Source organism: Emticicia aquatica, assembly GCF_923079645.1.
Lineage (GTDB): Bacteria > Bacteroidota > Bacteroidia > Cytophagales > Spirosomataceae > Emticicia > Emticicia aquatica.
The window spans coordinates 13,088-24,814 of record NZ_CAKLPY010000008.1 but is presented as its reverse complement, the minus strand read 5'-3'; the positions used below and the strand labels follow the sequence as shown (position 1 = coordinate 24,814).

The 11,727-nt window shown below is 30.6% G+C and carries 15 protein-coding genes; 5 read left to right on the top strand and 10 right to left on the bottom strand.

Features of this window, described 5'->3' with window-relative positions; genetic code table 11:
* Nucleotides 1-70 precede the first annotated feature (70 nt).
* Both MJQ71_RS20070 and MJQ71_RS20065 read right to left on the bottom strand, forming a co-directional pair.
* A complete protein-coding gene (locus MJQ71_RS20070; protein ID WP_238808731.1) occupies nt 71-1,093 on the bottom strand; it encodes a hypothetical protein in 1,023 nt (340 codons plus the stop codon).
* A 21-nt stretch (nt 1,094-1,114) separates the two neighbouring features.
* Nucleotides 1,115-1,858 carry a class I SAM-dependent methyltransferase gene (locus MJQ71_RS20065; protein ID WP_238808730.1) on the bottom strand — a complete coding sequence of 248 codons (744 nt, stop codon included), beginning with the start codon at nt 1,856-1,858 and terminating at the stop codon, nt 1,115-1,117.
* 82 nt (nt 1,859-1,940) lie between these two features.
* On the opposite strand from MJQ71_RS20065, the gene MJQ71_RS20060 reads away from it, so the two are divergent.
* Both MJQ71_RS20060 and MJQ71_RS20055 read left to right on the top strand, forming a co-directional pair.
* Complete coding sequence (locus MJQ71_RS20060) at nt 1,941-3,347, top strand: MBOAT family O-acyltransferase (RefSeq protein WP_238808729.1); 1,407 nt, start codon at nt 1,941-1,943, stop codon at nt 3,345-3,347.
* A 4-nt stretch (nt 3,348-3,351) separates the two neighbouring features.
* Complete coding sequence (locus MJQ71_RS20055) at nt 3,352-4,230, top strand: hypothetical protein (RefSeq protein ID WP_238808728.1); 879 nt, start codon at nt 3,352-3,354, stop codon at nt 4,228-4,230.
* Here the strand turns inward: MJQ71_RS20055 and MJQ71_RS20050 are convergent.
* The gene (locus tag MJQ71_RS20050) at nt 4,227-5,249 is read right to left on the bottom strand and encodes a phosphoenolpyruvate carboxykinase (ATP) (protein ID WP_238808727.1); all 1,023 of its coding nucleotides are present in this window, start codon (nt 5,247-5,249) and stop codon (nt 4,227-4,229) included. The genes MJQ71_RS20055 and MJQ71_RS20050 overlap by 4 nt on opposite strands.
* A 254-nt stretch (nt 5,250-5,503) precedes the next feature.
* Here MJQ71_RS20050 and MJQ71_RS20045 point away from each other — a divergent pair, with 254 nt between their 5' ends.
* Complete coding sequence (locus tag MJQ71_RS20045) at nt 5,504-5,839, top strand: LytR/AlgR family response regulator transcription factor (protein ID WP_238808726.1); 336 nt, start codon at nt 5,504-5,506, stop codon at nt 5,837-5,839.
* 349 nt (nt 5,840-6,188) lie between these two features.
* Here MJQ71_RS20045 and MJQ71_RS20040 read toward each other — a convergent pair whose 3' ends face one another.
* From MJQ71_RS20040 to MJQ71_RS20015, 7 genes are all read right to left on the bottom strand, one after another.
* Nucleotides 6,189-6,881 (bottom strand): carbohydrate-binding protein, encoded by a 693-nt coding sequence (locus MJQ71_RS20040; RefSeq protein ID WP_238808725.1) that lies wholly within the window; start codon nt 6,879-6,881, stop codon nt 6,189-6,191.
* A gap of 5 nt (nt 6,882-6,886) precedes the next feature.
* Complete coding sequence (locus MJQ71_RS20035; RefSeq protein ID WP_238808724.1) at nt 6,887-7,447, bottom strand: hypothetical protein; 561 nt, start codon at nt 7,445-7,447, stop codon at nt 6,887-6,889.
* Between the two features lie 610 nt (nt 7,448-8,057).
* On the bottom strand, nt 8,058-8,273 hold the full coding sequence (locus tag MJQ71_RS20030; RefSeq protein ID WP_238808723.1) for a hypothetical protein: 216 nt from the start codon (nt 8,271-8,273) through the stop codon (nt 8,058-8,060).
* A 32-nt stretch (nt 8,274-8,305) separates the two neighbouring features.
* Nucleotides 8,306-8,629, bottom strand: a complete 324-nt coding sequence (locus MJQ71_RS20985; protein ID WP_374759625.1) for an AAA family ATPase — start codon at nt 8,627-8,629, stop codon at nt 8,306-8,308.
* Nucleotides 8,569-8,739, bottom strand: a complete 171-nt coding sequence (locus MJQ71_RS20025) for a hypothetical protein (RefSeq protein WP_238808722.1) — start codon at nt 8,737-8,739, stop codon at nt 8,569-8,571. The genes MJQ71_RS20985 and MJQ71_RS20025 overlap by 61 nt, the downstream gene beginning before the upstream one ends.
* Nucleotides 8,740-8,741: 2 nt before the next feature.
* Nucleotides 8,742-9,257, bottom strand: a complete 516-nt coding sequence (locus MJQ71_RS20020; RefSeq protein WP_238808721.1) for a hypothetical protein — start codon at nt 9,255-9,257, stop codon at nt 8,742-8,744.
* Nucleotides 9,258-9,373: 116 nt separating this feature from the next.
* A complete protein-coding gene (locus MJQ71_RS20015) occupies nt 9,374-10,612 on the bottom strand; it encodes an integrase catalytic domain-containing protein (RefSeq protein WP_238808720.1) in 1,239 nt (412 codons plus the stop codon).
* Nucleotides 10,613-10,926: 314 nt separating this feature from the next.
* Between MJQ71_RS20015 and MJQ71_RS20010 the strand changes: the two genes are divergently transcribed.
* A complete protein-coding gene (locus tag MJQ71_RS20010) occupies nt 10,927-11,526 on the top strand; it encodes a recombinase family protein (protein WP_238808719.1) in 600 nt (199 codons plus the stop codon).
* Between the two features lie 40 nt (nt 11,527-11,566).
* Nucleotides 11,567-11,686 carry a single-stranded DNA-binding protein gene (locus MJQ71_RS20005; RefSeq protein ID WP_310587551.1) on the top strand — a complete coding sequence of 40 codons (120 nt, stop codon included), beginning with the start codon at nt 11,567-11,569 and terminating at the stop codon, nt 11,684-11,686.
* Nucleotides 11,687-11,727: the final 41 nt, after the last annotated feature.

Below are 11,727 nucleotides of genomic sequence, written 5' to 3'. Positions count from 1 at the left end.
TTTTTTACTTTTCTTGAAAATAATATTACCATTAACGTATTATTAGCATTATAAAAAAAAACATTTATTTTCATTCGCTGAGTAATGCTGATAAAATATCCTTGTTTTCATGAAGCCCTTTGGCTAATAATGAAAACCCAGAAAAACTACCTTTCGGCACTTCAAAACTAAGATAATTACCTTCTAATAAAGGAATTATAAAAAGTTTTTGGGCATTCGCTAAACACACTAAATCTACAAACATATCATAATTTATACGTTTTTTTTCATCGGGAGTTTTATTCCAACTTGATTTATGTAAGGGTTTTCCATCTCTTTTTTCAATATGAGAAAATGAGAACACATCAGCTGTATCAAAAAAAAATTTTGCGTAGTTAATGGCTTCAACATCATCGCTGCAAATCAATAATTTTTTTCCAGCAACAATGTCCTTAATTGTATCAAAATATGCTTTATAATTAGACTTATAATCTGTATTCCGAACGTGAATTGCAAAATAATCATCTCCGCATTCTTGCATTTTTTCAAGAAGATGCTCTTTTAAATCTTTTGTAAATTTGAAAAATTTGAGTGTATTTAATGACGTTACTCCGCCACCACTTTGGTGATGAAGGATAACATCTGCGTCACAAGAGTCATTATTAGCTAATATATTTTTACTTTTTTTAAATTTTATTGAATCGAAAATCAACAATAGCTTTTGATATATAGAAGTATTTGGTACTGAAATATATAATCGAAATAATTCAAGAAATAAAGTAGTTTTCCTGATAAAACTATTTTTTATGTGATTGGTTTTTTGATTGCAATAAAAATCATAATAGATAAATTCGATTTTCCCTTGCCTTTCGTTAGGATAGCAACTAAGCAAATTGAGTTGCTTTAATGTTTGGTTATCAGCACGTTCAATAATGTCCAAATCATCATTGTTTTTAATAAAATAATTTGAAAAATCATCCCATAATCCAGCAATTCTAGTATCAATTATCAGCGTTCGGTTATATTTTTGGCAATATTCCAGCGAAAATCCAACTCGGCATAAAATATCATTTAAACCACAGCCTCGAGGAATACACAGAACAATTTTTTTCATTACTTCTAAATAAATTAGCGTTTAAGCAAAATCAAGTAAAAACAAATCTCGTCCTTGAATATTATTACGATTTTGACCAACAAAGTCAGCAGAATTAAAATTATAGGTAGGATTTAAGAATGTTATTTCTAAAATATGAGGAAAACTGTTTTCGTCAACACCAACCTCATTGACCGATACATTTACAATCTTAAAATTTAGATTTGAGGTAAACTCTTTTAAAAGAATCAGTTTGTCTTTAATGTAATGAAACTCCATTATAATTGCATTAAATTTCTCTTTGTGGGCAACAATATCATCCAAAATATCATATTCACTGCCTTCAATATCTAATTTTAAAATCCCAGTTTTTGCTGCTTCAACATTATTCAATGACGCAAGCATCTCTTTTATCGAAAATGACGAACCAATATATTTCTTAATAAAGGTAGATTTTTTGTAAATCTTGAAAAAATAATAGGATTGTACAAACGGAAAAAAGTCCATGTTTTTCAATAATTTATAAAATGGACGCAGAATAAAAAATTTTATAATACTTATTCGGCCATCAACCAAAATTACTTGTAAATTGGAATTGATAATTGTAAGAGCATTTTCAAAATCGCTATTTAATGAAACTCCTCCTGATAAAAGAAAGTCAGCTTCAACCACACTGTTGTATGGCAAAACGTATCCTCCGTCCAAAACAGAGCCAAATCGAGTAAGATTGTAGTATATTTCTGGTTTTAAAAAAGCTAATTCTTCTACTTCTAAATGTTTAATCATAACTTTAAATAAATTAAAAACAAATATTTATATAATTTCTCAATAACTTCGAGCAGTTTAAACATTAATTTGTAGCAAAACGATGCTTTTTACTAGTTTTCCTTTTTTCATTTTACTTATTATTACGTTTGGCTTATACTATACGCCTATTTTAGCTAATTATCAGGTCTATATATTGGTTTTAGCAAGCTTTATTTTTTATGCTTTCAGCGAACCTATTCTTATTCTACTTTTAATTTTCTCTCCAGCAATAAATATCATTACAAGTTATTATATAACTTATGGTTCAAAATTTAATAAAAAAAGTATCGCAATCGCTGGAGTTCTCGCCGAACTGGGCGTACTTGTTTTTTTTAAATATAGCCCACTTATTTCAAAGACTTTTCTGAATGAGACCGATTCTATTGGTTTATTTTTACTAACCATTCCATTACCAATCGGTATTTCATTTTTTACTTTCGAGGGAATAAGTTTAGTAATAGATGTTTACACAGAAAAGTATTTTGATAGAAAAAAATACATTTCATATTCATTTTGGACACACGCCAAAAACATTTATTGCTTTATCTCTTTTTTTCCACATTTAATAGCTGGTCCAATCGTAAAAGCCCATGATTTTTTGCCACAAATTCAAAGGAAAACAATTCAAACCATAGATTGGCAATCTGCTTTTAAAAAACTTATACTTGGTTATTTTCTAAAAATGTTTGTTGCTGATAATCTGAAAGATTTTACTTTTGGAATGGGTTATCCTTTTTTTTATACGAGGTCAACAATTGATTTGTTAGTTACGGTTTTGGGATATTCCTGTCAAATATTTGCAGATTTTGCGGGTTACTCACTAATTGCTATTGGCTTAGCAAAACTGTTTGGCTACGAGCTTATGCAAAACTTCAACTTCCCATATATTTCAAGTTCTTTTAGAGAGTTTTGGAAACGGTGGCATATTTCATTGTCAACTTTTTTGATGGAATATTTATATATTCCAATGGGAGGTAACAAGAAAGGTAAATTGAAAATGTACTTATTCTTAATGCTAACAATGTTTATTGGAGGTTTGTGGCATGGTGCTTCGTGGAATTACGCAATTTGGGGAGTTTTTCATGGATTAGCTTTGGTAATTGAACGATTTTTGGGTGAAAGAATTCAATTAAATTCTCATTTTTTCACGATTATTATCAAAAGAATGTTTGTTTTTACATGGGTTACTTTTGCCTGGATTTTATTCAAATTGACAGATTTTTCTCACGTAATTGACTTTTTCAAAACATTAGCCGAAAATAGGCCGTTTCCTGCAACTAAGCTCTTAATAGTCTATATTTTACTCTATTCATTACCCGTTTTTCTGTATCATCAAGTCTATTTATTAAAGGATAAAAAATGGTTAATAAACATTAAAAAATTCGACTATTATGTTTACGGTCTTATGCTATTTTTAATAATAACCAATGCTGGTTCAATAGCAGAATTTATTTATTTTCAATTTTAGCACCATGATAAAGAAAATAATAATTGTATTTGTGGTTGTATTTTTTTCTTATACGGTATTTTTGAGTTTTTTTCCAAACATTGAGGGAACGCAAAGTTATTGGCAACTAAACTTAACGACGGCTCAGAAGTATTTAGATAATGATTCACTTCAAAATATTATCGTTGGCTCGTCGCTTTCTACCAAAATTTTGACCGATAGTTTATCCCATTTTTTTAATCTTGCTTTAATTGGGCAAGGTGTTTATGATGGTTTAAAGGTTATTAAATATAAAAACAATTTTCCGCAGAATGTATTTATTGAAACAAATTACATTGATAGACCTGAAAAAAAAGATTTTCAGCATACACTATTTTCACCTTTTGCGGCTTTTGTTAGCAAAAACATTCCATCATTAAGAATAGAAAAACATCCAATTCCAATTATCATTAAAGAGATGCAACTTTTGTTTGGTAACGATAGAAAGGCAAAAAAAATGTCAATTCAACAAATGATAGCATATAGCAAGCAGCATAAAAATGATTTATTATTCGATAAAAAATTTAAAATTGAAGAAGCAGTTTATTCAGAAAAAATTGATTCATTAGCATTACTCAAAAGGTTGGAAGAATTATCATTTTATGTCAGATTTTTAAAATCAAAAGGGGTTAATGTTTATTTTTTTGAAATGCCCGTGAATCCAAAGTTAGTTCACTTGAATAAAGCAAAATCAATTAGAATGGCTATGACTGATTTTATAAAAAAAGAAAAAATTAATTTTATACAATCTGATACATCAAGCTACCAAACAAACGATGGTATTCATTTGAATCTGGAAGAATCAATAAAATATACGCATTATTTCAAATCTCAGGTTTTGAGTATGCCACACAATCAAAATTAATTAATATCGTTTAATATTTCTACAATACTAAGCGAAATTTGATTCAAATTCGTACCCGTTCCTAATTTATAAATAGGCACCAATCTACATAATTTCGCAATTTTGTTTAAATATTTCGCCTTTTCTTGGAAAACACCGATTGACGATGGAGCTAATGCGATTAATGCTTCAGCCGAACTTGCTCTGGTCCAAGTAGTATTTGTTTCTCCTGAAAATTTTGGTAAAACAATCGCCTTTAGTGGCATCATAGAAATCACTTTTTCAGGAAAATATTCATGCAAAAACAATTGAGCTTTTTCAACAGGTAGTGCTTTGTGGTTGTAAATAAGCGGTTCAAAATGAGGGAATAATTTCAGCTGATGAGCTTCCAATTTAGCAACATTATAAAGGCTATAAATCATGCAAGTGTTTGTATCAATCAACATCAAATCATCGCCAGCATATAGCAAATTACTATCTAAACAAGATAACGCCGCAGTAGATTTACCAGAACCACCCTTACCTGTCAACAAAACCCCTCCATTACCAAACCCCACTGCACCCGCATGAATCGTCAATAAATTAGGGTCTTTTTGCCAATAATTGTGAAAAATACTACGAAAAGGAAAACTCCGTTCCCATTCTGGAAGTTGAAGCGTGTCATATGTCCAATAGGTCGCAATTTTATTTTCAAAATTGAGTGTACAAAAAGTACTTTGCATTTCGATAAAATTTGCCATTAAAAGGCTCAAATCATAGGTTGGAATATTGCCATATTCATCAACACTTGACCACTCCCAAGTTGGTAAAGGAAGTTTGAGATTTCCATGTATTTCGTCCGAAACAAATATAGTAAGGTCAATATTTTGTAGCAACTCAACTTCAAGATGAGTAATAGCTTTAGTAAAATTGTCAGTATCTTTGAGTCCGAAAAAGATAATCTCAACGCTAGTTGGGCCAATTTTATAAAGTTTTTTAGTGAACAAATTGATTGTTTTATATTTATTCACCAAATTCTCTAAAAACTCTCTTGTAAGCATAAATTTAATAATTGATAAGTGATTTTGAAATAAAGCACAAATCTACCAAAATAAATTTGCCAAGCCACACATCGACAAAAACAGGTTTGTTTGCTAAACTACTTTGATGTCGCATTTTAAAAGTCTGTCATAAATCTGGCTATTTTTTAAGTAAAAAACTAAATTTTTAACTTAGAAATATGCTTTTATCAGTTTCTTTTGTAATTTTATTTCAAGAATGACTCCGTCCAACACAATAAAATATTATAATAAATATGTCCACAACTATCATCAAGATTACCCGCAACCAAAGTATTGAAACCAATGCTATTTTATTTTTAGAAGCTCATGGCAACTATACACTTCTATATCTTTCATCTGGAAAACAGGTAATGGCAGCCGCATCGCTCAAAAGTTTTGAAAATATTTTACCAAAAACCAATTTTTGTCGTCCGAGTAAGTCATTTATAATTTGCAAAGAGTATATAAAAAGTATCAATTATCAGTTAAAATACCTTGTTTTGAATAACAAACGAGTGATTCAAATCTCTCGTCGGAGAGTACCGACTATTTTTGATGAAATAAATACACATTCGCTGAACCAAAATTGAAGCGGAGAAATTTTGCCAGAACACACTCAAATAATACGTCAATAAACTGAAGACTTTTGAAAAATCCTTTATTAATTAATACAATTTTGGAATTTCGTGTAGATACTATTTGCTTTATTCTTATTCGGCAACAAAGAGATGTTTGAATGAGTAATTTTAAATAATAGTTTGTGTTTTGGGATAAATTATGCAGCAAAACATTTGCTGCTGATTTAACTTGGCTTAAATGATGTATATAAATGATAATCAAGACATTACAAAGAAAAAAAGTGACGTCATACGCTACTTACGTAAAGATAAAAGAAGTTGGCTTGCAGGAAATGACTATTTTATATAACAGTGTATCTTTTTATTTTCCTTTGAATTCTTCCACAAGTAAAAAATCAAGGTAAGCCAAGTTGGCTCCTTTATTATATTTTAATGTAAGTAGGTTCAATCCAGCATTGGGAAAAAATATCTCACCAATGGTGGCCTGTGTCCATTTGTGCCAGTCGCCAGTATTTTCGGGTAATACCAATGTGGTGGCTTTTTTGTTATTCAACCACATTTCCGATTTATTATCCTTATAACCATAAACTGTAATGATGCGGTATCTTCCGGGTTTTAATATGTTAACTGTATAATTCGTCCATTCACCATCTTCCTCCCAGCCTATGTAAAGTTGATTTACTTTAGGATCAACTTTATTGGGATGGTTAAAATCTGCCCAATCTTTAGTATAAGATATATCTACCGCTTCATTTTCACGAAAGAATGCAATGTAAGCTGGTATTCCTGGACGCCAATGACTGCCATAATCATGCACCTCATGATTTAATTTAGCACCTTCATTTTCAGGTGTATTATCATGGTAGGCAACGCCTTCTCCTCCTAAATCATAGTATGCCAGTTCCACTCTGCCGGGAATTGGCTGAGCACCTAATTTGTAATATTTATCTTTGAATGGTTTTCCCTTATAATCCTTTGGAACTTGGGCTATCAAAAAAGTAAAAGTACCAAGATGTAAAAAAAGATTTAATAAAATAATCCTCCAGAATCTCATAATAATTATTTAAAAGGTTCGTAATTGGTAAGTTTTATATTGTCAAACCATGCTTCAATATAGCCTTTGGGAGTGACTAATCCTGACCTCAAACCCACTTCAAAACATCGGCCAATATCTGTGTTTAAATCAAAATCAGCTGTAATTTTGCCCCAGTTTTCATACTGTAAATCTACAAACCGAACCTTATAAAAAGTCCATTTTTTAGCAATAACAGGTATCATGGTTGTAGCCCCCCACTTGCTACTATGTCCTTTACTTAATACAAGATAATGAAGCATTAAAGTGTCTCCCTCACCGCCTTTACACCAAAAAGATAGCCAGGTATTCTGTTGAAAAGATTTCCATTTTGACTCCATTCCGTCAGCAGCAAGTGAATCAGCTTTAAGGTCCGTAAACCATGTAAATGGTTTAGTGGTCGTTATTGAATCCCATTTTACATAAAGGCACGCTTTCGACCGTTTATTTGCTTGATTCTTTTTGATTTCATCATAAGAAAATTTCACATGCTCATTATCCCGCCACCAGTTTACAGTTTGTGGTTTGTCATCAAAATCATTTATCATGATTTCTTGCCTTTTCTGAGCTAATGTAATTTGTATGGAAAGATTAAATATTAAGAATGTTAAAAATAATTTTTTCATATTTCGATAAAAAATTAAATGACCCTCATTTTAGCTAGATAAAAATAGTAAGCCAAATATTATTTGCATTTGACATCATATATTTTTCCTTGAACACAATGAAATAACGATGACTTATTGCGATTTAGAACGTTATTTTTATTGCACGGAAATCTTACCACAATTATCAAAGATAGAAAATTTAAATTGAAAAATCTTCCATGAACATGAATCAAATAAGCCATTTTGAGTATGTTTCGATACTTATTTCTATTATTTTGGGTTTAGCTATTACCCAAATTTATCCTCGTTTCCTGAAATATTAGATATAATTTTATTTGGAAAAACTTCTTTTTGTATTACTAAAGCCAATTTTCAATCATATTTTGCTCATTGAAATAAATATTTTTCTTTCTGTTTTATTCAATGTTTTCTTTTTAAATGCTAAAATATTATAACAATTGCCCATTGACCTTTTTACTATTTCAAAGATATAATTTTACTTCACTCGTTTTGCCATTTTACACAATATTTGTATCTGTCAAAAGTGTTTTTAGTGGCAATATTCGACTTTCCAAAATTTTGTTCTCCAACGTTCCAAAATCCTTGCTCTCTTGACATATTTCATCTGCCAATTCTGATAAAATACCGTGTTCTGCACAAAAAGCTTTTTTTCTTTCATGGTTGGTTGTTCTAAAGTTATCCAAGACTGAATCCTTCGATAAAGTTCAGAAATTCCTTGTTTTTCAGAAAGCTTCCAATTTTCCATATTTTTTTTGAAATATGGCGGACCACAAAGAATTATACCTGTGTTATTTTTGTATTATCTCTTATTTCGTGTAAATATAGGAGTTGATTAGCACTAAACTTACCAGCTTCGTCAATAATTAAAAGGTTTGGTTGTTTAGATTGATTAAGATGAAAGCTAATGCTTTTGATTAAATTGTTCAGGTCGCTACCACCAAAGGTATTAGTAAACCCTAAAATATTCAGAAGTTCTATGTAAAACTTTCTGGAAGTCATACTTTTTTCAACAACAACATAATAAACATTACGATTTTTATTCAAAAAGTACGCCAAAGATTTGGTCTTACCAAAACCCGAGTCGCCGATAAAGGCAACCACTCTAAAGCATCATAGCAATTTTCATTGATGATTTTTAAAGTGTTGGTTTCAAGAGTCAGACCAACAGGTGGTTTTTTAATTAAATCTATGTTGAAGTTGTTTAGTTCCATAACTATAATCTTTTGGCTGTTCCTTTTTGCTTATATAGTAAATCCTGTATTTCATTGTAAACAGTTCTGTATTTGATGAAAGTTTTATCTGTTTTTAGTTTTTTATCTTTAGGCAGTTGAATACTATTACCATAATCTATATCTATTTTTTCTTCTTTTTCTGATTTATAAATTTCTAAATCACCTGAAAAGCCAGACTCTAACACATGAGGCGGTAAGTCCAAAGCATCAATCGCTGATTGACGCTCTTCAATCTTTTGCTGTAAGTCTTTTAAAAGCTGTTTATTTTGCTGAAAATAAGCGTGTAAATTTGATTGGTCATCAATTGTTTGATTTACCTGAGCAAGTGGAATAATGGGTACTTCATGTAAGCGAGTAATAAATTTACTTTCTAATTCTGTAAAAAGATATATTGACAACATATAGTTGGGGTCATATCTAACCTGAACCATCGTATCGTGTAATGCTAAAATTAAGTCTGTTTTTGAAAGGCGATAGAAATGAGAACAACCATTCACATTTATACAGATAGTTGAACGAGATACTTTTACTATTTTCTTTTTAAAGTAAATCAGAGCATCTGATTCACTATTGAGGACAATTGTGTTTTTAGGCGGTTTTAGTTGGAACTTTTCTAAAGGGGGATTTTTTCATTTTGCGTTCCATCCCTATTATATTTATGAATACTTGCAGTCACTCTTAAAATAACTTCATCGATGTTTAGTAAGAGCTTATTCTTTTTCATAAAGGTCAGCATTTCTGGATTAGGTCTTGCATTTATATTTTTGCTTTTAATTCCTTCTCCTATATAACCAGAAATCTGTTTACAAAACACCGTATTAAAAATATGATTAAAACTTTCAACGATACCTTTGTCCCGAGGGTTTCCTACTTTATGAGCTCGCCAAATGACTCCTAAATTTTCTGTTTGTTGAATCAAATCACATAGTTCGTTATCCCGAGTATAACCCAAATAATTATCTCTTAATATTTCAGCAGGTAACCAATTTGCTCTTAAAAAGGCTGATTTAAGGGCTTTTGCATATAAATCAGGCGTCTCTTTATCGGCAATAGCAAAGCCCATAATTTGTCGAGAGTATCCATCAATTACAACAGCAATCCATAAAAATGCTCCCTCTCTGCTTCCTTCTTTGCAATAAATTTGTAATTTGGTTGCATCAATTTGGTAATGGTCTCCTGAATTTTCTGGTTCTGAACGAATTAGAAATGGTAAAATCGTGTTTTTCATCCAAGTTTCTCCATTCCTAACCATATCGTCAAGATTTTTATTATCGTTATTCAAAAGAATCCTTTTTACAGTAGAAAGACTAATCGGTTGAAGATTTTTTAATTTTAGGGCTGTATCGACTTTTTGTAGAATATCTGTTCTGGAAAGTTTATTTCCATGCCGATAAAAATGCCCAACGAGGTCTTCATGTGTTTTTGTAATTTTATTAGCATTTTTATTCGATACTCCTTTGTGAGTAATGCTCCTTACTAATCCAAATGCCACTATATCGGCATATTTTGCATAAAAATAGTCGATATTATTTGATTGAAATGAAAACTCTGAATCCGAAATAGCATTGTACAAATTATATTTTTCATGAATTTTAAGGTGTTCAAATTGTATCAATAATTTTAGCGTTGCATATGTTTTGCAATAAGGACTAATTTTATTTTTAGGAATTTTATACTCTCTAAATTCAACGATAAACATTTCTGAATTATCAACAGCAATATTCAGTAAAACCATTTCACGCTGATACAAAGAGTTATTTTCTTTGTCATAGTCAAACTTATTACTTTTCAAGTTTTCAATCAAAGCAGGTTTTGATGGTAGTAATTTAGATTCCCTAATTTTTGATGGCAAGTGGTCATATTCAAGCCAAATACTTTCGCCTGACTTGATATGCTTTCCATAGATTGTCTTTTTAGTTTGAAAAGCAGCTATAATTCCTGCTATCTTCTGAGAGGGAATTTTACAAACATCAAGCAGGTATGTATTTCAGACATACAATAAATCTTGATACTGAATGAAATCTTCGTTCAAAAATTCAGAAATTTTCATATAGTTTAAACGTTCATATATACCACTTGAATAATTAGATAAAAATATCTAATATTACAGAATGTTTTAATCCATTATAATTCAAATCATTACCTATTTATCGAATAACTAAAATTATGCCAAGAAATGTCGCTTATTTAAGGGTTTCAACCATTGACCAAGACCTTGAAAAAAACAAATCTCAACTACTACACCTTGCCAATGATAAAAATTTAGGTAAAGTTGAATTCGTTGAAGAAAAGGCTTCGGGCAGAATTCATTGGAGAGAAAGAAAAATTGGAGATATTGTTGAAACGCTTACTTCGGGAGATACCATTCTATTAAGTGAATTTTCTCGATTGGGTAGAAGTATGCTTGAGTGCATGGAAATAATTTCGATAGCCACTCAGAAAGGAATCAAGATTTATACCGTTAAAGGAAACTGGCAATTGGACGATACCATTCAGAGTAAAGTGATGGCAATGGTATTTTCAATGGTTGCAGAAATAGAAAGAGACTTGATTTCTAAAAGAACAAAAGAGGCACTGCAAACTAAAAAAGCCAATGGGGTAAAACTTGGAAGACCTGTTGGAGCTGGGAAAAGTAAATTGGATAAATATAAAATTGAGATTGAAGCTCTTCTCAGTAATGGTTCAACTAAAAAATTCATAGCTAAAAGATATAGCTCTTCTGAGTCGAATCTTTTTAACTGGTTGCAGAAAAACCAACTAAAATAAGTCTTTGAGAAAGAAATATCAAAATTGTAAAATAGAAATAATGAGAAGTCTCAACAAGGTATCACTTATTGGAAACTTAGGAAAACACCCTGAGTGTCAAACTTTAGAGGGAGGTATTAGCGTTGCCAAGTTTTCACTGGCTACTGACCTTTTTTATTAGGGGTTGTCTGAGTAAATAGTTACAGATAAAAATAGTTTTTC